This window comes from Pontixanthobacter gangjinensis (assembly GCF_009827545.1).
Taxonomy (GTDB): Bacteria; Pseudomonadota; Alphaproteobacteria; order Sphingomonadales; family Sphingomonadaceae; genus Pontixanthobacter; species Pontixanthobacter gangjinensis.
The window spans coordinates 520,666-541,551 of record NZ_WTYS01000001.1; the positions used below are offsets into that span (position 1 = coordinate 520,666).

Consider the following 20,886-nt stretch of genomic DNA (forward strand, 5'->3'; position numbering starts at 1 on the left):
ATGCTTAAAATTGAAAACCTCCACGCCAATGTAGGCGACACTGAAATTCTCAAGGGACTGACGCTCGAGGTTGGTGCGGGAGAGGTGCACGCAATCATGGGGCCCAATGGGGCAGGAAAATCGACCCTGTCCTATGTCCTTGGCGGGCGTCCGGGCTATGAAGTCACCGCTGGTACAGCCACGCTGAACGGGGTCGATCTGCTCGATCTGGACCCGCATGAGCGCGCCACTGCCGGTCTGTTCCTGGGTTTCCAATATCCGGTTGAAATTCCCGGTGTGTCCAACGTTCAGTTCCTGCGCGAGGCCTTAAATGCCCAACGCGGCGCTCGCGGCGAGGAACCGCTTTCGGGCGGTGAGTTCCTGAAGCTTGCAAGAGAAAAAGCTGCGCTGCTCAAACTCGATATGGAAATGCTCAAGCGGCAGGTGAATGTAGGCTTCTCCGGCGGCGAAAAGAAGCGCGCCGAGATGGTCCAGATGGGTATTCTCGATCCCAAATTTGCGGTACTAGATGAAACTGATAGCGGCCTCGACATTGATGCTTTGCGTACGGTCGGTGACGGGATCAATTCGATCATGCGTGCGCCCGACAAAGGCGTGCTGCTGATTACCCATTATCAGCGCCTGCTTGATTATGTGAAGCCTGACTTCGTCCATGTTCTGGCCAATGGCCGGATAATCACATCCGGCGGCCCCGAACTGGCGCTGCAACTGGAAGAAGAAGGTTATGACGGCGTAATGGAAGCGGCGGCCTGATGTCACAAGCCGCTACCTTGCCAACAAAGCGCGACGAAGACTGGCGCTATGCCGATGGCGACTATCTCGCTGCGTCCGATCCTGTGTCCCTAACACATTGGCGTACCTTGAAAGTTCCCGCTGGCGAAACGCGCAGCGAATTCCAAACACATCTGTCGGGCGATGCTTGCAAAGGCTCGGTTGATAGGCTGCGTGTCCATGTCGGCGCTGGCGGCCGTTTCGAAGCATTTCACACTATTGCAGGCGGAAAATATCAGCGCGTCGAAGTTGAAGTGACGTTGGAAGAAGGCGCCCATTTTGAATTTGGCGGCGTGACTTTGGGCGGAGGCGATAAAGTGCAGGAATTTGTGACCTGTACTAAGCACTCGCACCCGAATGCTACATCCAACCAAGTGGTGCGCGCCGTGCAATGGGGCAAGGCGACAGGCAATTTCCTGGGCCGTATCGAAGTTGCGCGTGATGCGCAGAAAACCAATGCAGCGCAAAATTTCCGCGCAATCCTGCTGGAAAAGGGTGCAAGCGCCAACACCAAGCCGGAACTCGAAATTTTCGCCGACGACGTATTGTGTGCGCATGGGGCGGCCATCGGACAGCTGGACGAGCAAGCAAGCTATTATATGGCCGCGCGCGGTATCCCGCCAATGGTCGCGAAGAAGCTGCTGATACAAGCCTTTATCGGCGATGCGTTCGAAGCGATTACCGATGATGCGGTTCGTGAGCGGATGCTGGAAGGCGCGCTGCATGAACTTGATCAGGGGGTTGTGTGAACGAGGCTACTACCCTTTCCCGTAAAGCTGACTTCCCTGGGCTGGTCACGTCCGAGGGCAAGCCTTGGCACTATCTCGACACCGCAGCCACCGCGCAAAAGCCGCAGGCGGTAATCGATGCGATGTCAAATGCGCTGGGCCGCGATTATGCGACCGTCCACCGCGGCGTTTACTCGCGTTCGGCCAATATGACGCTCGCCTATGAAGCGGCGCGGCGGCGGGTGGCGGATTTCATCGGAGCCAAGGGCGAAAACGAGATTGTTTTTGTGCGCGGCGCAACCGAGGGCATCAATCTGGTCGCGCAAAGCTGGGGCGGACTGAACCTTAAGGCTGGCGACCGGATCATGCTCAGCCAATTGGAGCATCATTCCAACATCGTGCCATGGCAGATGATCGCGCAGCAAACCGGCGCTGAAATTGATGTGTGCCCACTTACGGAAGATCATCTGATTGATCTTGATGCGCTCGAGCAGATGTTGACGCCCAAGCACAAAATCGTCGCGTTGGCGCATGTTTCCAACGTGCTCGGCTCGATTTTGGGCGTTAAGCGTGCGGCCAAACTGGCACATTCGGTGGGCGCAAAATTTCTGCTTGATGGCTGCCAGGCTGCGCCCCGGATGCGGCTCAACATGGCCGAGCTGGATTGCGACTTTTACGTTCTGTCCGCGCATAAACTCTACGGTCCAACCGGTATCGGCGTGCTGTGGGCGAGGGAACACCTGCTTGAAGAAATGCCGCCGTATCAAGGTGGGGGCGCGATGATCGATACAGTCAGCTTCGCCAAAACGACCTATGCTCCGCCGCCACAGCGGTTTGAAGCGGGCACGCCGATGATTACCGAGGCAATCGCGCTTCATGCTGCCATCGATTACGTTGATGCGATGGATATGGAGAGCCTGTTTGCGCATGAAAGCGCCTTGGCGATCACGCTTCGCGATGAGCTGCGCAAGATCAATTCCATACGCTTGTTCGGACCGGAAAAAACCGCCGGAATCGTTTCCTTCGAGATGGAGGGGGTTCACCCGCATGATCTAGGCACCATATTGGATGAAGAAAATGTGGCTATCCGGGCGGGTCATCACTGCGCTCAGCCGCTGATGATTTATCTCGGAGTGCCGGCAACAGCGCGGGCGAGCTTCGGACTGTATAGCGATGAAAGCGATATCGACGCGTTGTTGCGCGGTATCGAGCGAACCAAGAGGATCTTCGGATAATGACCGAAAGCATTGGCCAAGAGCGGAAAATCGAAGTCGAGGAAGTTTTGGCGGTCAGCCCGTCAAAGCGGGCCCGGGTGGAAGATGCAGTAGAAGATGCCCCTGAAACTATGGGCGAGAAACTGGAGCGTAAGCGAGATTATCTTGAGGGCTTCCTTCAAAAGAAACCCGAGAAAGTCGCAGCCGGGGATCCGGGCGGCGAATTGCACGATGCAATTATTGACGCGCTCAAAGAGATTTACGATCCCGAAATTCCAGTCAATATCTATGATCTTGGTCTGATTTACGGCGTTGAAGTCGATGCAGAAAGCGACGTGATCGTCAGCATGACATTGACCACACCAAATTGCCCTGTCGCGGAATCCATGCCTGCCGAAGTCGAGCTTCGCGCAGGATCAGTCCCGGGTGTTCGCGACGCAGAAGTCGTGCTTGTATGGGACCCGCCATGGGACCCGAACAAGATGAGCGATGAGGCTCGCCTCGAATTGGGGATGCTGTGATGGCCGACATGAATGCACCAACCAAAACCCGCCAAATTCCTGCTGCTGTAACCCTGACAAAGGGCGCTGAGGGGCGGATAGCCGACCTTATGTCCAAAGCACCCTCCGATGCGATTGGGGTTAAGCTTTCGACTCCGCGGCGCGGTTGTTCAGGCCTTGCGTATTCGGTAGATTATGTGACCGAAGAAGTGAAATTCGACGAAAAAATCGAAACACCTGCGGGCACTTTTTACATCGACGGCGCGAGCGTGCTTTATCTGGTCGGATCGATAATGGATTGGGTCGAGGATGATTTCACTGCTGGCTTCACTTTCGAGAACCCCAACGCCAAGGGCGCCTGCGGCTGCGGCGAAAGCTTTATGGTCTAATTTGGGTTTTGGCGGGCTGCGATCGCATTCTCGTTCCCCAAACCCAAATTATTGCCTGCAAATATTAGCCTAGCTCGCTGGCGATCCGGTCTAGCAGGGCCTTCTCTAATGCATCGACTTCACCATCGGCCTCGATCATCCCGTTAAGCCATTTCTGTTCGTTCTCGGTGACGACATGGCCTTCTGCTTCACGTGCGGTGACGTCTGGTGAAGCGGTCTTCCTGCCGAACACTTTGCCGAAATGATTGTGAACTTGCGGCGCTTCTTTTGCCATTCGGCCAAAGAAGCGACCGACATTGACGCTGTCGTCGGCAATGAAATCTTCGAGTTCCTTGCGGCGTGAGTGGCTCAATTGCGCCTTTTGCAGCGAGAAGCCTTTCAGGTAATTGGCAACACCATCCACAAACAGCTGTTGCCATTCTGCGGCATTATCATGGCCCAATGTTGTGTCCTTCAGGCGGAACAGCATTTCGGCATCGAACCGGCTGACTGCAGCAGGACCGTGGCCCCCACTGGCAAAAATGAATCGCCTGATCAATTTGCATTCTGCACTGGTGATACGGGTATCGGACAATTCGCCGCCGCAACGCGTCGGACCGGTGCCGGTCAGAACAGCGGTCTCAATGCGCTTGAGGGCAAAGTGCTTGAGCCGGTCAGGAACGTTGCCCGCGCGTTCCATCACTTGGGCGAGTAGCTCGAGCTCAGCCATCGATTCCAGCCGTCCGTCCTGATCGAGCGCGGCTATCAACCAATCAGCCTCTGCATCGTCTACATAGCCACGCGGCTCGGTGCCGTTGAGGATGAATTCACCCATCGCCTCGACGAAGAAGTCAGTCCATGCCGCATCTGGCGCATCCATCGCTGCATTGATCGCAAAGATCGCCTCGGCTTCTCCGCGGTGGATTTGTCCATCGCCCCAGCCAAGCTGGCGCAAAGCGAGCAATTCCTCTGGTGTAACCACACGATCTGCACTGACAGCTTTGGCAAGCTCTGAAAATTGAAAGCTCATTTGGTCGAAACCCCTATTCAAGTTCCTCCCGCTATCGCACAAGAGCCTTAAATTCGGGTTATCGCCCGCCTCTTACGCAAATCAGCGCCTCAGCGCAGCCACACAGGACGCACGGTCGACATCCAACCCATCGCTGGCTCGCCGTGCATCGACATAGGTTACGGTCGGCTCTGCGCCCCGGCTGAGCGGATACAGATAAACGTCGAGAACGCAGGCCTCGCTCGTGAATTGCAACTTCCGCGCATCGCCTTCGCGCACATTCAGCCGTGCTGTGCCGAACTGGCGTCGCAAGCTTGCGCTATCGGCCCCGATCACGCCCTCCAGGCCAGGCATGGACATTATTCTGGGCATCCTGAGGTCGTGCGAAGTCAGGGGCGGCTCGGGCTGGGTAGGTGGCGGCGTTGCGGGCCTGCTTGGAAGGCCGACTGATGCTTGGGGTGTTGTTCCCGGCGACGGCGGAGGCAGTGTCGTGGCGCAGGCGCCGAGTAGAGGCACCATACTAAACGCAAAAAGACGCTGAATTCTGTTAGACATTGCGATTTCCGTGTCGGCGATGGACGAGATGGGTTGCCCCGGCAGCCCCGATAATCGGTGCGAGCAAATTGAGGAAGGGGACTGCGAGCAATGCGGCGATAATTCCGCCGAACAGAAACCGGGTTGCCAGCGATAAGGGCTGCGTGTCTTGTGCCGACGCGCGATGGCGGAGCCACACCATATCTTGCAATTCGCGCCCCAGCAGCCAGCCATTCACCGCCCAGAAGACAATTGCAGGGCCGATTGCAGTAAAAAATAGCGGGATCGCGACAATCAAAGCGGCGCCATTGGCAAGAAGAGTCCGGACAACACCCCTTGCGCTGTTCGCCAATTCCTCGCGCCAAGGTATACTGCGGGCATGTTGAACCAGATCGGGATAATGCCGGGCCTCGACCGCCATGATTACCTTATCAGCAAAGAACTGAAGGACGGCGAGCGCGACAATCCGGAATAGCAACCAGCCTCCAAGCAACACCACCACAATGGCCACTATCGCGCCGAGTTCTTCGCTGCTTTCACCGATCCAGCCGACCAGATAACGATCCAGCGCAAGCCATAGGGCAAACCCAGCCCCGGCGAAAATCGCCAGAGTGACCAAAATAGTTTTCGAAAGCACGCGTATGATGCGCGGATCGGTTAATTGGGCCAAAGCAAGGGTCAAGGCAGTTGGAATGTTTTTCATGGCTAGCGGCCTTGCCGGTGCCGGACCGCTGCCGTCAATTCAAACCTTGGCGGTGGCTCCGGAAACCCTTGGCTTGGCCAACCCAAACGGCTAGGCGCGCCGCCAACAACTTCTAGTTCCAAGGATTGAGAATGACCCAGCCCCGCTACGACGTAATTGCCATCGGAAATGCCATCGTCGATGTCATGGCGCCTTGCGATGAAGCGCTGATTGATGAGCTACAGCTTGCCAAAGGTGGGATGTCCTTGATTGATGCTGACGGTGCGCGTGATTTGTATGCGGCAATGGGTCCGGCAAAAGAAATTTCAGGCGGTTCGGCTGCAAATACTCTGGCTGGCCTTGCTTCGCTTGGGGCGCAATGTGCGTTTATCGGTCAAGTCGCCAAGGATCAGTTGGGCGATGTTTTCAGTCACGATATCCGCGCCGCCGGAATTGATTTCGATACTCCTGCTCGCGAAGGTGAGCCGCCGACCGCGCGCTGCCTGATCTTCGTCACTCCCGATGGCGAGCGGACAATGAACACGTTCCTTGGAGCAAGCCAGTTCCTTCCGCCAGCCGCGCTGAGCGAGGACGCTATTCGTGACGCGGCGGTGCTATATCTCGAAGGCTATTTGTGGGACCCCGAAGAGCCGCGCAGCGCAATGCGCAGAGCGATCGAAGTGGCCCGTAGCGCTGGGCGCAAAGTGGCCTTTACCGCTTCTGAAAGCTTTGTGATCGACCGCCACGGCGATGATTTTCGCAGCCTGATTGAAGAAGGTTTGATCGACATTCTGTTCGTCAATCATCTCGAGTTGGCCACGCTAACCGGGGAATCTGACCTCGAAGCCGGAATCGACGCGATCAAAGACAATGTCCCGACGCTGGTAGTTACACGGAGCGCGGAAGGCGCGGTGGCACTATCGGGCGGAGAACGCGCCGAAGTGGCCGCAGAGCCGATTGACAAAGTCATCGACACTACAGGCGCCGGGGACCTGTTCGCCTCGGGATATTTGTCGGGTCACGTGAAAGGCGAGAGCCTGTCTGATTGTCTCACTCGCGGAGCGATCTGCGCCGCAGAGATCATTTCGCACTATGGCGCACGGCCCGAAGCTGATTTGAAGGAATTGGTCGCAAAGCGCCTAGGCTGAGTTTTCGGTCCGAGATGCTAAGCCGGGGGCCGCCAGTCCGAATTGTCGAGCGTATTCTTAATATGTTCGAAGACCGGCCCATAAATCGGGTTGGCGAATTGAACGCCCACCCTATCTTCCGACATCCACTTTACGATCGCGTCAAAGGGTCCGAGCGTCTGGATCCTTAACGTCAGTGTCGATCCGATTTGCAAGACAGATCGGCGATCGTAAAAACGGCAGCCTGTTTCGGACAAATCGGTCATCGTTACCTGACGTTTAAGGCCTGAACCGGAGCGATAATTACCGATTATTGTGACCGAATGGCGGGGTGATGAGCGGTCCTGCATGGCGGCAGCCTATACACCAGCGCACAAGATGTAAAATGAAGAACCGTTAAATTTCAAGCATATCACCAACTACACCTCAACACACAAATGATTATTGCTCGATTTCTCTGAGGATTTCTCGCCACCCTATATCGCGGCGGCAGAATCCTGAAGGAAAGTTGATATTGTCGACGGCGCGGTAGGCTTGTTCCTGAGCTTCGCGAACATTTCGCCCCTTTGCCGTTACATTGAGCACCCTTCCCCCACTCGCAACGAGCCCGTTTGGTGTCTGCCGTGTGCCCGCATGGAAAATCTTGGCGCCCTCGGCTTCGCCATCACCCAGATAAATCGCACCACCTTTTTCCGGTGCATCTGGATAACCATTTGCGGCCATCACCACGGTCAGAGCGGTTTCATCGGCAAAGCGTACAGGTTGGCAGGCCGCCAGCTTGCTGTCTGCGCATGCGAGCATCAAATCGCCCAAATCGCTCTGTAGGCGGGTCATCAGGACTTGGCATTCCGGATCACCAAAGCGGCAATTATATTCGATTAGCTTGGGGCCTTCGTCGGTCAACATCAGCCCTGCAAACAACACTCCAGAATAGGGCATCCCTTCATCCGCAAGCGTTTTGACGGTCGGCGCGATGATTTTTTCGAGTACTTCGCCGCGCATCATCGAGTCCAGAACCGGAGCTGGGCTGTATGCACCCATCCCGCCAGTATTTGGGCCGGTATCGCCTTCGCCAACGCGTTTATGATCCTGCGCGCAACCAAAGGACAGGATTGTCGCGCCGTCAGTCAGGGCAAAGAAGCTTGCTTCCTCGCCTTGCATGAATTCCTCGATGACCACCTCGGCACCGGCTGCGCCAAACTTTCCGCCGTACATGTCTTCCAACGCGGCCACGGCCTCGTCATAGGTCTCGGGAATAACCACGCCTTTACCCGCAGCCAGGCCGTCGGCTTTCAGGACATAAGGCGGTTTGAACTTATCTAAAGCTGCCACAGCCTGGTCGAGACTGGTTGTGCGGACATATCCTGCGGTCGGAATGCCTGCACGTTCGCACAAATCTTTGGTGAAGCCCTTACTGCCTTCCAACTGAGCCGCAGCTTTCGATGGCCCGAACACAGAAACTCCCACGCCGCGCAGGCTGTCGCCCAAGCCATCGACAAGCGGGGCTTCGGGACCGATTACAACCAATCCTATCTGCTTCTCTTCACAGAACGAGATAATTGCAGCGTGGTCGGTCGCATCTAGAGCCACGCATTGTGCATGTTCAGCAATTCCGGGGTTGCCCGGCGCGGCATAAAACCTATCCTGTGGGCCAGACAGCAAATGTGATTGCGCCAGCTTCCATGCCAGCGCATGTTCGCGACCGCCCGATCCCAACAACAGGATATTCATGCCCGCATCTTCCTTCGACAATGATAGCTCGGCCGGCTTGGTAGCGCGGAGCGACGAGGGCGACAACGCTGCACCGCTGTCGATCACCGAGATTTCGGCAATGTTGAAGCGAACAGTCGAGGATCGCTTCGGCTTTGTCCGCCTGCGCGGTGAGCTTTCAGGCGTGAAACGCGCGGCGTCGGGCCATCTCTATTGTAGCCTGAAAGACGAAAAGGCGGTCATCGATGGGGTGATGTGGCGCGGCAATGCCGGGCGGCTTGGCTTTATGCCCGAAGATGGGATTGAAATCGTCGCGACAGGCAAGCTGACGACCTATCCTGGACGATCAAAATACCAGATCGTGATGGAAAGCATGGAGATTGCTGGCGAGGGCGCGCTGCTCGCCTTGCTGGAAAAGACTAAGGCCAGATTGGAGGCGGAGGGACTTTTCGCGCCCGAAAGAAAGCAGCAATTGCCGTTTTTGCCGCGGACGATTGCAGTCGTTACCTCGCCAACCGGCGCGGTCATCCGGGACATTCTCCACCGGCTGGCGGACCGCTTCCCTTGCGAAGTTCTGGTTTGGCCGGTGCTGGTTCAGGGCAAGGGATCATCGGATCAGGTCGCTGCGGCAATTCGCGGTTTTGCGCAATTGCCCGAGGGAATTTCGAAGCCTGATATCTTGATTGTCGCGCGCGGCGGCGGCTCGATCGAGGACTTGTGGGGCTTTAACGAAGAAGCTGTGGTTCGCGCAATTGCAGACTGCCCGATTCCGGTCATTTCCGCAGTCGGGCACGAAACCGATACGACATTGGCCGATTACGCAGCCGATCGCCGAGCACCGACCCCGACTGCTGCCGCAGAAATGGCAGTTCCCGTCCGCGTAGAACTGGTTGCCGCAATTGAAGATCTTGTCCACCGCAAGAGGCGCGCAATTACTCGCCCGGTCGGGCTTGGCCGGGAACGGCTCGAGGCCCGGCTTCAGCGAATGCCAAGGGCGGAAACGCTTCTCCAGCCGCAAATCCAGAAACTCGATGATCTCTCGGACAGGCTAGGGCGCGGATTGAAAGATAGCGCCGCCAAAGCGCGCGAAAAATTGCAAGCCGATCCGGCGCGACTGTCAGCGCCCTTGTTGCTCGCACGGGTAGATCGCGCGCGCGACAGGCTGGGCGCTAGCCGCTTCACTCCGGCACTCGTGCAAGATCGGGTGAGGCTCGTTTCGGAGCGCTTTTCTGCCTTTGAGCGACTGTATCAATCGCTCAATCCCAAGGCACCGCTGAAACGCGGATTTGTGCTGGTTAAGGATGCGAGCGGGCGTTTGGTGCGAACCAAGCTAGCAGCTGCAAAAGAGACTGCGCTGGGTATCGAATTTATTGATGGCGTGCTGAATGTGGCACCAGGCACCGTCGCTTCAGCTCCCGCTAAGCCAAAGCGTGCAAAAACCCGTCCCAGCGCAGAGCAAACCCAGCAAGATGATTTGTTTGGTTGAACCAGTTTTGTTAAGGTGCGTTTGAACAAAGTTGTGGCCCGATCTCGGGCAAATGAAGGATTTGGCATGTTAATGTCTTCAGGCGAAAATGCAGCGAAACTCGCGTTCGGCCCTAATGGTTTTCGCGTTTTGAGGCCCGGGCCCTATGTTTTGTGCGCAGTAACCAGCGAGCAAATTTCACTGGAGGAACTACGCTATTGGAGCGTCGATTTACAGGAGGCCTACGCCAGCGCAGAGATCGCCACGCGCCGTCTCGCGGACGAGCAATAGGATGATCGTGAAACCCACTTCAATCGGGTTCCTGTCGCTGAGCTTATTATCATGTAGCGGTGCATCACTTGACCCGCAGGCCAGCGAAACCGAGGCTGCTGTGGTGCCTGTAGTGGCAGCACGGGAGGTAGTCGCCCCCGCTCTTCCTCCTCTGCCACCAGAACCTACTGGTCCGGCGGACTTCGTCTATAACGGCCAGTTGATTCAAGGCGGTTGGTTGCGCGGGCAAGCACCCGCAGGGTCGGTTTCTGCCAGCTTGGGCGGTCAGCAATTAACACTCGACGAAGCCGGATATTTTTTCGCTGCATTTGACCGTGACGCGGGGGAAACAGCTAGGCTGACTGCACAAATGCGCAACGGAAGCATTGTGCAGAAACCCCTGTCTATATCCCCGCGTCAATGGAATATCGAACGGGTCAATCTCGCCCGTCCGCAAGGCAAGGCAAGCGAGGCCTTTATGGTCCGCCGCCGCCCGGAACTTGCGCAGATCAACGCCGCTCGCAAAGTGGACGCCGACAGCAACGGTTGGCGCCAGAACTTTATCTGGCCGGTCACCGGCAGAATTTCGGGCCGATTTGGCTCGCAGCGGATCTATGCTGGCGTTCCCGGCAGCTATCACTCAGGCATCGACATAGCCACGGGGTCCAGCGGCACCCCCTATGTCGCGCCCGCTGACGGGGTGGTGGTGCTGGCGACCGAGCGGCCATTCTCACTAGAGGGGTATCTGTTGATTATTGACCATGGCAACGGGTTGAACAGCGCCTTCTTGCACAATTCCAAGCTGGTAGTCAGTGAAGGCGATGTTGTTCGCCAGGGCGAGCATATCGGCAATATCGGTTCGACGGGCAGCGCTACCGGGCCGCATTTGCACTGGAGCATCAAGTGGCACGGCGCTCGGCTCGATCCGCTGTTGTTCACCGGACCGATGCCCTGATCCAGCCAGCTTTGCCTGCGGATATTTAGCTGATGCGAAAATTACTGCTGTTGGCTTTTGTGGCCGCCTGTTTGACGCCCGGAACATGGGTTCGCAGTCCCGTACCACGTTGGAGCCACAGCCAAGACCTCAGTGTTACCAAGCTGGATGCCGAACAGACCGCTTTCGGGGAGTTGCAGTTTCGAGGCGCTTGGCAATTGGACAGTCAAAATACCGGTTTTGGCGGCTATTCGGCGCTGCTGGGTCATCGTGATGACCGGCTGTTTGCCGCGAGCGATAGCGGCGGCGTTCTTCAATTTCCCAAGCCCGGGGCTGCTGGCGATGTTCAAATCAGGCGTTTTGCCGGACGCGGTGCCAGGCGCAAAAACCTGATCGATATTGAATCGCTGACCCGCGATCCGTCCAGCGGGCAAATTTGGGCTGGCTATGAAGGCACGAATTCAATCGAGCGGCTAAATGCTGACTTGACCGGTGCGAAGGCGGTGCGCCCCGCCGCCATGTCGGGTTGGCGCAGTAATGCCGGGCCCGAGGCGATGGTGAGATTGGCTGACGGGCGGTTTATAGTCTTGTCCGAAGGGCCGCGCAGGTGGCTTGGCGATGCCTACCCAGCATTGCTATTTCCCGCAGATCCCGTGTCGGGCGCAATGCCTCTGCAGTTTGTCTTCGAATCGGCTGGCGGTTTTGCGCCGGTTGATATGGTGCAAATCCCCGACGGGCGGGTGTTGGTTCTCGTTCGCGATTTCAGCCTGGGATTGCCCCCTACGTTCGCGGTGAAATTGGTTTTGGTCGATCCTGCGGAGATCGCGAACAATGCGGCTTGGGCCGGACGCATTCTAGGAGAGATAAATACGAGCGATCTGCAGGATAATTATGAAGGCATGATCGTCGAGCCGGGGCCTGAGGGAATGCTCGATATCTGGCTGATATCGGACGACAACAACGCGACATTTCAAAGAACGCTATTGCTCAATCTGCGATGGGACCCGGCATAGAGTTAGAGGTTCAAGGGCTGGCCCAGAGGGAAGTAGCATAACGCAAAAAGGCGCGCGAGATACCCGCACGCCTTTCACAATCTGGTTGATAGCTCTTCCCGCAACGGGAGAGGTGGCAATTAGGCAGCTTTTTCGGCTGTCTTCGCCATTTTCTTCAGCTCACGCTTAACTTTTAGCGCGCCCTTGGACAGTTTTTCGTCCTTGGTTTTCAGCAGCCAATTGTCGAGACCGCCATTGTGCTCAACCGAGCGCAGGCCGTGAGTCGACACGCGGAATTTGAAACCGCGATCCAGCTTTTCGCTCAACAAGGTAACGTGCTGAAGATTGGGCAGGAAGACACGCTTGGTCTTGTTGTTGGCATGGCTAACATTGTTGCCAGTTAAGCGGCCTTTGCCGGTCAGTTCGCAAATGCGCGACATGATGTCTCTCGTTCGAATTTGGGGCCGCCAGCAAAATGCCGAAAGCCAGTTAAATCTTTGGGGTTATCCCGGAAAGGCGGGCGCTTAGCTTGGCACTGCCGAATCGTCAAGCAAGAAGGGCGCGGCTTGCAGCCTTTGCTTACCGCCGCTAGCGCATGGGAATGACCCGGTGGCCCCTACCCGAACCCATGCAAGAAGCAATCGCGCTTGCAGCAAGGGCGGCAGAACTAGGCGAGGTTCCGATAGGCGCGGTGATAACGCATGACGGTCAGATTATCGCTGCCAGCCACAATTCACCGCGAAAGGATCATGACCCGACGGCTCATGCAGAGATCGCAGCGATTCGTGCGGCTGCAAAATCATTGGGACAGCAGCGTCTGGAGAACTGCGAATTGTGGGTCACGCTGGAACCATGCGCGATGTGTGCCGGGGCCATTTCACACGCGCGGATTGCCAAGCTTTACTACGCCGCCTCGGACCCCAAAGGCGGAGCGGTGGAACATGGCGCTCGCGTATTCGAGCAAGATCAATGTTTACACCGCCCCGACGTGTATTCTGGCATTGGCGAAGCACAAGCTGCTGAAATTCTGCGGAATTTCTTCAGGAAGAGACGCTAGTTGATTTTGGATCGCAACTCAAGTGGGTGCATCTTCATAGGCCGCGCCAGATTTTGATTTTGACATTGTCCCGCGGCCCAATCCGGCGGGCGTCACATTTGACTGGTCTGAAATCCTTGCCGTAGCAAAGCCGTAGTTCCTGCAGCCATCCACGCCGGTTGATGTCTATCCCAACCGCTTCTCTTGGCCATTCGGGGTTTCCGGCCACAAAGGCATCACGCAAATTGCCTGCGGTCAGCGCATCGTTGCGCGAGAGCCGGTCGGCTTCAGGAAACTGAATACTGTTCCACAAAATCCGCGTGACTTTGAAATAGGTCTCGGGCCTTTGAACCATGCAGCTGCCATGCTTTGCCCATTGGCTGGCCACCAGCCGCGCAGAGGGCATCATACACATATTGCGCCGCAGTTCTGCTGCTGGGACCGTGCGCCGGGTTGCGCACCATTGCGGCCAAGCACCCCGCCCTTCGGGCCACAGCCCGTGCGCAACAAAGCCAAACCGCCCATTGCGGCCCGAACATTGCGTCCGGTGTCGCGATTCCATCTCGCGTCCCTTGCAAAATTCAGGCGACCAGCTGGCGGCTAGCGTATAGCCAGTTACGGGTAGGCGTCTTGGCTTGGCCTGCGGGCTGATCCTAGGAGCTGAAATGTTCTGCGGCATCCGGCACTGATAGGCTTGCGCAGTTGCGGGTGAAGGAACACTCAGAGCTGCCGCTAATGCTACGGCAAACATAGTCGCTGCTATCTTCATTGGGGCATGCTCAAAGGGACATGTTCATAGGGACATGTTCATAGGGGCGTGAAATCCAACCCAATATCGGCGGCTGGTGCACTTTGGGTCAGCCTCCCAACCGAAACAAAGTCCACGCCCGTCGCGGCTTTGGCTTTGATGGTGCTAAGGTTGATCCCGCCCGATGCCTCGGTCGGGACGCGTCCGGCGACGAGTGCCACCGCCTCGCGCAGCACATCAGGCTCCATATTATCGAGCAACAGCCGCGTAGCGCCGGCCGATAATGCTGGTTCGATCTGGTCAATCCGGTCAACTTCGCAAATGATATCCGCCACGCCGGCATCCTTCGCCCGGCGCACAGCTTCGCCGACATTTCCGGCGACCAATACATGATTGTCTTTAATCATCGCGGCGTCCCACAATCCCATTCGATGATTGCTCGCGCCGCCCATCCTTGTGGCGTATTTTTCGAGATGCCGCAGGCCGGGGATGGTCTTGCGTGTGTCGAGCAGAGTGCAATCGGTGTTGTCCATTGCGGTCACGTATTCGCGCACCATAGTGGCGATGCCCGACAGATGCTGGACTGTGTTAAGCGCGCTGCGTTCGGCAGTCAGCATGGCGCGGGCATTGCCGCTGAGCCGCATCAAATCGGTGCCTGGAGCGACAGCTGCCCCTTCCTCCACCAATATCTCAATGTCCATTTCTGGCTCAAGCGCGCGGAAGAATGCCTCGGCAATTGGTAGGCCTGCGACGATAATCGGATCGCGGCTGTCCATCACACCAGCAAATCGCGCAGCGGCAGGGATTACGCTTTCGGAGGTTACGTCTCGGCCGCCACCGGGCAGGCCTTCGCCCAAATCTTCCGCCAAAGTGTCCCGCACAAATTCATCGAGGTCGAACCCCGCAAGCGACCACTGTGTCAAAATCCGGTCTCCTTAGTGGACAAAGCGCGCGACGACATCGCGATACGACCGGCTGACTTTCACCTCAGCACCCGAATCGAGCACCAGGAAGCATTCGCCATTGGTATGCGGTTTTACCTGACGCACCTGATCGAGATTGACGATCCAACTGCGGTGGACACGTTGGAACACGCGCGGATCCAGCCGCCGCTCCAGATCTTTCATGGTTTCACGCAAGATTAGCGAATTTTCGGCGGTGTAGATGCACATATAGTCGCCAGCGGCTTCAATCCGCTCGATTGTGTCTACTTCGACCCGGAATATCTGGCCGCGATCCTTCACGTTAATAAGCTTTTCAAAGCGCTCGGTGCTTTCCCCGTCGCCGTCTGTGAATTCCTCGGCTGCATCGGGAGCGACTTCAGCAAGGACATTGAGCAGCTTCTCCGCTTCTTCAGATGATTTCTGCTCAGCGAGCCGGACGCGGATGCGCTCAATCGTATCTGCCAATTTGTCTTCATCGACAGGTTTCATCAGATAGTTGACAGCGTTTGCCTCAAAAGCGCGGATCGCGTGCTCCTGAAACGCTGTAACGAAGACAATCAGTGGAGGGTCTATCTCCATCACGCCTTTGACCACGCTAAACCCGTCAAAGCCGGGCATCTGGATATCTAGGAACACCACATCGGGTTTGAGCGTTTTAATCTTGCGAATAGCTTCGCGGCCATTGGCGCAAGTGTCGATTATCTCAACGTCTTCAAAGGCCTGAAGCCGCAATTGCAGGCCTTGAATAGCCAGTTTTTCGTCATCAACAATGATTGCACGAATGGTCATGATTGTGTTCCGATCTGCCGCGGCATCGCGGCGGTTGCAGCGGCTTGTCCCGGCGAAGGCGAGGGGGATGCCGTCGAAGGGGCCGCAAGGCTAGAGGCGAAGCCGGGAAGAATGGGTACTGCATCTTCGCCGTTTTCTTGGTCTGTCTTCTCAAACGGCAATTCTACGATGACAGTAAACCCACCTGTTGGCGGGGAGCGGATTTCGAACAAATGATCATCGCCATAAGCCTGCGCCAGCCGGTCGCGAATATTTGCCAAACCTACTCCGGTGGAAACGGTTTGCCTGTCTCCTGTTAATGCATCAGGTAGTCTGCGGGTCGCGCCGTCTGGCTGCAAGCCCGGACCTGTGTCAGAAACGCTGATCCGCAGCCTGTGTCCGACGACTCGCGCTGAGAGCGTGATTTTGGCGCCCTCCTCTTGCGGGGACACGGCATATTTGATTGCATTTTCGACTAGAGGTTGCAGCAGCATCGCAGGTAAGCGGCCCTTCGCTGCTTCGGGGTCGACATCGAATTCGGTTCGCAACCGCTCCTCAAAGCGCATCAATTCTATCCCGAGATAGAGCTTCAGCGTTTCCACTTCCTGCGACAAAGTCACAGTCCCGCTTTGTTTGGTCAACAAAGTGTGCCGTAGGAACGAGGACAGCCGTGTCAGCATCGCATTGGCGGGCTCTGTCTGTTTCAAAAGTACCAGCGTGCTGATCGAATTTAGCGTGTTGAAAAGAAAATGCGGATTGAGTTGATAGCGCAGCATCGCCAATTGCGCGCTTGTCGCCTGCGCTTCGAGCCGTTCGAGCTTGTCAGCTTGTTCTTCCACCTGAAGGAAGAAATTGATCGCGTAATACAGGGCAGACCACGCGCCCAGCAGCGTCATAGGCAGATAAAACAGTCCGATCAGCAATTGGGTGAAAGACGCCTCGCTGCTCGGGCGGGTCAATTCGAGCACCCACGCATCGATAAAAGTGTATAGCCCCACCGAAAAGACCAGAACAATCGCTGTTACGCTCCATGTGATAACTGGCCGACGATTGATCAACTCACGGTAAATGACGGAAAGCACCAGAGTTATTGAAAAGCCCGTGATTGCGCTGATCAGCAATTGCAGCAGCGCGAAGGATGGTAATTGGTTGGCGATGGCGGCAGCCGACCGTAGCAAAAATGCCCCGCCCCATCCGGCGAATTGCATGTTCCAGAAAGCGCGATTCTTGTTCGCGAAAAAGGGTCTCGGTTCAAAAGGCAATACGGCCATAATTCTCACCTTAGCCGAAAATTTATCGCCGCGTCACACTTGTTTTACTCGGCTGGCGACATGCGGTATCGTACATGCGATAGATGGGTGAGAATCGGGAGAATTGAGCATGGATGTTAAAACAGGCGATATGGAGGCTCAGCGGATGGAACATTCGCAGGAACAGGCCAAATTCCACGCGATGGAGGAAGGCACCGCCGAAGATTGGGCGATCATCAGCAAGCATTATATGGCATTTGCCTCTGATTTGCCCGACCGTGTCCTGACTCATTTGAAGCTGCTTGAAGGCGATTTTGGCGGCTTTCCTGTTTGCCGGCTCGAGCATTCTCTGCAAACCGCGACTCGCGCACATCGCGACGGACGCGGGGAGCGTTACGTAGTGATGGCTTTGCTACATGACATTGGCGACACGTTGGGCACCTATAACCATCCTGATGTTGCGGCAGCGATTATCAAGCCGTTCGTAACCGAAGAAGAACACTGGATTTGCCAGCATCACGGCGCGTTTCAGGGATATTATTTTTTCCACCATCTGGGAATGGACCGAAATGTTCGCGATAATTTCCGTGACAGCCCCCATTTCGATGCCTGCGCAGAATTCTGTGCGAAATACGATCAGGCGGCATTTGATCCCGCCTATGAAAGCGAACCGCTCGAATTCTTCGAACCGATGGTGCGCCGCGTAATGGCTAAGCCGCTTTCATCAATGTATGTGAACGAGGACTAATCAGTCATATTCGGGCTGGGAACCGTTACCTCCAATCAGCTTGGCCTTGATCATTAGTAGCTGCCTTAATCAGCGGCAATTGCTGTTCTATAGTTTCGGCTCGCTCGTCCCAGCCGTCATGGGTGCGCTTGCGGAACAGGCCGCCGCTATGCTTGGGGCCCCAACGTTTCATGAAACGCACGGCTGCGGCGGGGTCATACCCTGCATTTGCCAGCAGCCACGGCATCAATTGGTCGGCCTCACGTTCGGTGTTGCGGACATTCTGCCTTCCTCGCCCATTGGCATCAAGCCAGTCGGGGTGCTGCAACAGAATATGCGCCAGCTCATGCGCCAAAACAGCGGCGAATTCCTCTTCGGGATAGGATAGACCGACGAAATCGGAACCAATTGCCACCCGCTCGCGATTGGCCGAGGCAGTGCCAAGACCGGTGATCAGCTCGAACCGCCCGGGGCAAGCTGCAATACCGCGAATTTCGACGGGTTTCTGCAGATGGCTCACCGTCACATAGACCGTACCTGTTTCAGCCAGCTCGCTGCGGATCATTGCGTTGACTGTCTCCAGCCTGCGCCACTTCTCCTTGGCATCGACATCAAGCGAGGCCAATTCTGTGCTGCCTACGGAGACAACTTCCATTGCTGGCTTGAGGCCCGCGAGTTCTGCCGGGCTACCCGGCACCACAGAATGCACGAAGAAATCACCATTTACCGCGTTAACGCGGCGAACGGCGGAAATGTCGGGGTAGGCTGCTGCATCTTGCAGCATCAGGCCGATATCGGCGGGGGGCCTTGAACAAAATGCGGCATTGCCGGTGCGCAATCGCCACCCGATTTTCTGGAGGTAATCATCCTGAGCGCGTAACTTGCCGAATTGGACAGCAAATTCATCCGCGGGCGCATCTGCTGCTTTGGTCGCATTGTTATCAGATGCGCTTGCAGATGGCACCCAAGCTACGCCCGAAACTGCGAGCAATAGCGCCATCGCCAAGCGGCGCATCTTCACGATCCCCGGGCGGTATCTATAGCCTTTTGCAGGCCTTCTTGGCCAATCGCCCCTTCAAAGGCCTGGTCGCCCACCACCCAGCTCGGTGTTCCGCCGAAACCGAGTTGCTGAGCCAAAGATGTATTCTTGGCCAATTCTCCCTCCGCTTCGGGTGAATAGATCACCTCCTGCGCTTTCGCCATGTCGATTCCTGCGGTGGTTGCTGCGGATAGAATGTTCTCTGCAGATGGGCCGCCGGTTGCAAACATCGCCGTGTGAAATTCCGAGAACTTGCCTTGTTTGGCGGCCGCCAAAGCCATTCTCGCGGCCTGATCGCTGCCCTCAAATATGGGCCATTCGCGGATCACCACTTTCAAATCGGGGTTTGCCGCGATCAGCTCGCGAATTTGTGGTTCGCTCATCCGGCAGAAAGAACATCCGTAATCTGTGAACTCGACCAGCGTGATGGAACCGTTCGGATTGCCAAGTATGGCGCCGGGGAAGGGGGCGTTTACATCTTCGGCTACGCCAGAAAGCCGCTCACTGGCCTGCTGTTTTTGAAAATTCTCGGCCATCTGTGGGAGGATATCGGGATTTTCGAGCAAATATTCGCGCGTTTGCCCGTTGCCAAGGCCTGATGCTGTCCAGATTGCGGCGCCGCCGAATCCAAAGAACAAAGCGACGAGAGCCGTCACAATTAGCGAACGTATGCTGGTCTTTTCCATAATCTAGGCGCTAGCGGCGCTCTTTCAGCCGTTCAAGCTCGGCGCGCGCTTGCAGGCCAATATCTTGGGCGCGGATCCAGTCTGGAGACCCTGGCGGTAATCCCGATTCGGCAAACCCGGCACTGCGGATTGCCAGTTCATATTGGCGGCTCATAACTTGCTGTTCAGCGCTGGCCAGGCGCGCACGTGGCATGTCACCTTTGGCTGCATAAACGACGCCGAGCTGGTACCAAGCAAACGGATTGAACCGGTCTTTCGCAACTGCGGCGCGCAAGACTCTCTCAGCCTCGGCAAAATTCTGTTGGTCTTCGGTTGCAATTAATGCGTGTCCGAACAATGATGCGATTAAAGGCTCATTGAGAGTAAGCCGTGATGCTTTTCGCAAAGCCTCCAGCGCCTCTGCTGGCCGCCCGGATTCGAGCAGAACCTGCCCCTTCAACTCAAGGAAATAGGGGTCGTCGGGATTGATTGTTATCAATGCCTCGGTCTCGCGGAGTGCATCTTCGATTAAAGCACTCTTATGATAGGCGTAGGCGCGGGCATATCGCGCAGGTATATCTTGCCTTGTTTCAGGATAATTCTGAAGCGTTTTGCCCGGTTCAGCCTGATAACCGTAAAGCTTGGCTTTTACCCTTTCAAAGCGGGACTGAAGCGCAGGATTTACGGGGGCGTCCCAAGCAGGATCAACGATGTAGTTCTCTCGCAGGCGCGCAATCCGGTCGCCCGAGAGCGGGTGAGTTCGGCTGAATTCAGCTTCGTCCGCCTGACTACGAGCATAGCGAAATTCGAGGTTCTGCAGTTTGCGGAAGAATTCCAATGACCCTCGGCCAGATATTCCGGCCTTAGACAGATATTCTGCGCCAGCTGCATCAGCGCTCGATTCCTGCACTCTGGTGAAGGCGAGAAACCGGCCAGCCGCCGCTTGCTGCCCTGCCGCCATAATGCCCATTCCGGCCTCACCAGAACCGGCAAGCGCGGCAGCTGCGCCCAATATCATCGACAAGATGGAAATGTTGGTTGCCGCGCCAATGCCTTCACTGCGCCGGTTGATGTGGCCGCCAGTTATATGGCCGAGCTCATGCGCGATTACACCCTGAACCTCGTCGGCCTCATCGGCTGCCTCGATCAGGCCTGAATGAATGTACACCGCTTGACCGCCAGCGACGAAGGCGTTGATTGACCTGTCATTGATTAACACGACATCGACATTTTGCGGTTCCAGACCGGCAGCAGTAATGAGCGGCGCCGCCATATCGCGCAGCAGCGCTTCGGTTTCCGCATCGCGCAAGATTGACTGAGCTGCCACCGGCTGTGCGGCCATTGTGACCATCGCAAGGATTGCCAGAGATCTGGCCAAGAGGTTTTGGATTCTGCGCATCTGAAG

The 20,886-nt window shown here is 56.5% G+C and carries 25 protein-coding genes; 12 read left to right on the top strand and 13 right to left on the bottom strand.

The annotated features are described in order from the left end of the window. The 5 genes from sufC to GRI36_RS02550 are packed head-to-tail and all read left to right on the top strand — an operon-like array spanning nucleotide 1 to nucleotide 3,602. Nucleotides 1–753 (top strand): Fe-S cluster assembly ATPase SufC, encoded by a 753-nt coding sequence (gene sufC, locus GRI36_RS02530; protein WP_160597037.1) that lies wholly within the window; start codon nucleotides 1–3, stop codon nucleotides 751–753. After that, a complete protein-coding gene (locus GRI36_RS02535) occupies nucleotides 753–1,520 on the top strand; it encodes a SufD family Fe-S cluster assembly protein (RefSeq protein ID WP_160597038.1) in 768 nt (255 codons plus the stop codon). Before sufC ends, GRI36_RS02535 begins: the two co-directional genes overlap by 1 nt. Further along, the gene (locus GRI36_RS02540; RefSeq protein WP_160597039.1) at nucleotides 1,517–2,734 is read left to right on the top strand and encodes an aminotransferase class V-fold PLP-dependent enzyme; all 1,218 of its coding nucleotides are present in this window, start codon (nucleotides 1,517–1,519) and stop codon (nucleotides 2,732–2,734) included. The genes GRI36_RS02535 and GRI36_RS02540 overlap by 4 nt, the downstream gene beginning before the upstream one ends. Then, entirely contained in the window at nucleotides 2,734–3,234 is a 501-nt protein-coding gene (locus GRI36_RS02545; RefSeq protein WP_202392100.1) for an SUF system Fe-S cluster assembly protein, read from the top strand. The genes GRI36_RS02540 and GRI36_RS02545 overlap by 1 nt, the downstream gene beginning before the upstream one ends. An 8-nt stretch (nucleotides 3,235–3,242) precedes the next feature. Beyond that, entirely contained in the window at nucleotides 3,243–3,602 is a 360-nt protein-coding gene (locus GRI36_RS02550) for a HesB/IscA family protein (RefSeq protein WP_160599010.1), read from the top strand. A gap of 64 nt (nucleotides 3,603–3,666) precedes the next feature. Here the strand turns inward: GRI36_RS02550 and GRI36_RS02555 are convergent, their stop codons facing one another. The 3 genes from GRI36_RS02555 to GRI36_RS02565 all read right to left on the bottom strand — a co-directional run bounded on the left by GRI36_RS02555 (nucleotide 3,667) and on the right by GRI36_RS02565 (nucleotide 5,827). Next, nucleotides 3,667–4,611 carry a hypothetical protein gene (locus GRI36_RS02555; protein WP_160597040.1) on the bottom strand — a complete coding sequence of 315 codons (945 nt, stop codon included), beginning with the start codon at nucleotides 4,609–4,611 and terminating at the stop codon, nucleotides 3,667–3,669. Between the two features lie 81 nt (nucleotides 4,612–4,692). After that, nucleotides 4,693–4,950 carry a hypothetical protein gene (locus GRI36_RS14065; RefSeq protein WP_407985656.1) on the bottom strand — a complete coding sequence of 86 codons (258 nt, stop codon included), beginning with the start codon at nucleotides 4,948–4,950 and terminating at the stop codon, nucleotides 4,693–4,695. Between the two features lie 187 nt (nucleotides 4,951–5,137). After that, nucleotides 5,138–5,827 carry an EI24 domain-containing protein gene (locus tag GRI36_RS02565; RefSeq protein ID WP_160597042.1) on the bottom strand — a complete coding sequence of 230 codons (690 nt, stop codon included), beginning with the start codon at nucleotides 5,825–5,827 and terminating at the stop codon, nucleotides 5,138–5,140. A gap of 131 nt (nucleotides 5,828–5,958) precedes the next feature. Here GRI36_RS02565 and GRI36_RS02570 point away from each other — a divergent pair, with 131 nt between their 5' ends. Next, nucleotides 5,959–6,954: an adenosine kinase gene (locus GRI36_RS02570; protein ID WP_160597043.1), complete on the top strand. Its 996-nt coding sequence runs from the start codon at nucleotides 5,959–5,961 to the stop codon at nucleotides 6,952–6,954. A 17-nt stretch (nucleotides 6,955–6,971) separates the two neighbouring features. On the opposite strand, the gene GRI36_RS02575 is transcribed toward GRI36_RS02570, so the two are convergent. After that, entirely contained in the window at nucleotides 6,972–7,283 is a 312-nt protein-coding gene (locus tag GRI36_RS02575) for a PilZ domain-containing protein (RefSeq protein WP_160597044.1), read from the bottom strand. Between the two features lie 91 nt (nucleotides 7,284–7,374). Beyond that, nucleotides 7,375–8,664: a phosphoribosylamine--glycine ligase gene (gene purD, locus GRI36_RS02580; protein WP_160597045.1), complete on the bottom strand. Its 1,290-nt coding sequence runs from the start codon at nucleotides 8,662–8,664 to the stop codon at nucleotides 7,375–7,377. On the opposite strand from purD, the gene xseA reads away from it, so the two are divergent. The 4 genes from xseA to GRI36_RS02600 all read left to right on the top strand — a co-directional run bounded on the left by xseA (nucleotide 8,663) and on the right by GRI36_RS02600 (nucleotide 12,325). After that, complete coding sequence (gene xseA, locus GRI36_RS02585; protein ID WP_160597046.1) at nucleotides 8,663–10,129, top strand: exodeoxyribonuclease VII large subunit; 1,467 nt, start codon at nucleotides 8,663–8,665, stop codon at nucleotides 10,127–10,129. The two genes, purD and xseA, sit on opposite strands and share 2 nt — an antisense overlap. A gap of 66 nt (nucleotides 10,130–10,195) precedes the next feature. Next, nucleotides 10,196–10,399: a DUF2093 domain-containing protein gene (locus GRI36_RS02590; RefSeq protein ID WP_160597047.1), complete on the top strand. Its 204-nt coding sequence runs from the start codon at nucleotides 10,196–10,198 to the stop codon at nucleotides 10,397–10,399. A 1-nt stretch (nucleotide 10,400) separates the two neighbouring features. Beyond that, nucleotides 10,401–11,333, top strand: coding sequence for a M23 family metallopeptidase (locus GRI36_RS02595; RefSeq protein WP_160597048.1), 933 nt, complete (start codon nucleotides 10,401–10,403; stop codon nucleotides 11,331–11,333). Between the two features lie 32 nt (nucleotides 11,334–11,365). Next, entirely contained in the window at nucleotides 11,366–12,325 is a 960-nt protein-coding gene (locus GRI36_RS02600) for an esterase-like activity of phytase family protein (protein ID WP_160597049.1), read from the top strand. A 119-nt stretch (nucleotides 12,326–12,444) separates the two neighbouring features. On the opposite strand, the gene rpmB is transcribed toward GRI36_RS02600, so the two are convergent. Then, entirely contained in the window at nucleotides 12,445–12,744 is a 300-nt protein-coding gene (rpmB, locus tag GRI36_RS02605; RefSeq protein WP_160597050.1) for a 50S ribosomal protein L28, read from the bottom strand. A 161-nt stretch (nucleotides 12,745–12,905) separates the two neighbouring features. Between rpmB and GRI36_RS02610 the strand changes: the two genes are divergently transcribed. Then, nucleotides 12,906–13,361, top strand: coding sequence for a nucleoside deaminase (locus GRI36_RS02610; RefSeq protein ID WP_160597051.1), 456 nt, complete (start codon nucleotides 12,906–12,908; stop codon nucleotides 13,359–13,361). Nucleotides 13,362–13,395: 34 nt separating this feature from the next. Here the strand turns inward: GRI36_RS02610 and GRI36_RS02615 are convergent, their stop codons facing one another. The 4 genes from GRI36_RS02615 to GRI36_RS02630 are packed head-to-tail and all read right to left on the bottom strand — an operon-like array spanning nucleotide 13,396 to nucleotide 17,071. Next, nucleotides 13,396–14,109 carry a ribonuclease T2 family protein gene (locus GRI36_RS02615; RefSeq protein ID WP_160597052.1) on the bottom strand — a complete coding sequence of 238 codons (714 nt, stop codon included), beginning with the start codon at nucleotides 14,107–14,109 and terminating at the stop codon, nucleotides 13,396–13,398. Between the two features lie 38 nt (nucleotides 14,110–14,147). After that, nucleotides 14,148–15,011: a carboxylating nicotinate-nucleotide diphosphorylase gene (nadC, locus tag GRI36_RS02620; protein ID WP_160597053.1), complete on the bottom strand. Its 864-nt coding sequence runs from the start codon at nucleotides 15,009–15,011 to the stop codon at nucleotides 14,148–14,150. A 12-nt stretch (nucleotides 15,012–15,023) separates the two neighbouring features. Next, on the bottom strand, nucleotides 15,024–15,821 hold the full coding sequence (locus GRI36_RS02625) for a LytR/AlgR family response regulator transcription factor (RefSeq protein WP_160597054.1): 798 nt from the start codon (nucleotides 15,819–15,821) through the stop codon (nucleotides 15,024–15,026). Beyond that, entirely contained in the window at nucleotides 15,818–17,071 is a 1,254-nt protein-coding gene (locus GRI36_RS02630) for a sensor histidine kinase (RefSeq protein WP_160597055.1), read from the bottom strand. Before GRI36_RS02630 ends, GRI36_RS02625 begins: the two co-directional genes overlap by 4 nt. Nucleotides 17,072–17,180: 109 nt before the next feature. Here GRI36_RS02630 and GRI36_RS02635 point away from each other — a divergent pair, with 109 nt between their 5' ends. Next, complete coding sequence (locus GRI36_RS02635; RefSeq protein ID WP_235902139.1) at nucleotides 17,181–17,798, top strand: HD domain-containing protein; 618 nt, start codon at nucleotides 17,181–17,183, stop codon at nucleotides 17,796–17,798. 25 nt (nucleotides 17,799–17,823) lie between these two features. Here the strand turns inward: GRI36_RS02635 and GRI36_RS02640 are convergent, their stop codons facing one another. From GRI36_RS02640 to GRI36_RS02650, 3 genes are all read right to left on the bottom strand, one after another. Continuing rightward, nucleotides 17,824–18,561, bottom strand: a complete 738-nt coding sequence (locus GRI36_RS02640) for a M48 family metalloprotease (RefSeq protein WP_407985678.1) — start codon at nucleotides 18,559–18,561, stop codon at nucleotides 17,824–17,826. A gap of 233 nt (nucleotides 18,562–18,794) precedes the next feature. After that, on the bottom strand, nucleotides 18,795–19,502 hold the full coding sequence (locus tag GRI36_RS02645) for a DsbA family protein (RefSeq protein ID WP_160597057.1): 708 nt from the start codon (nucleotides 19,500–19,502) through the stop codon (nucleotides 18,795–18,797). Between the two features lie 10 nt (nucleotides 19,503–19,512). Beyond that, nucleotides 19,513–20,880 (bottom strand): M48 family metalloprotease, encoded by a 1,368-nt coding sequence (locus tag GRI36_RS02650; protein ID WP_160597058.1) that lies wholly within the window; start codon nucleotides 20,878–20,880, stop codon nucleotides 19,513–19,515. Nucleotides 20,881–20,886 lie beyond the last annotated feature (6 nt).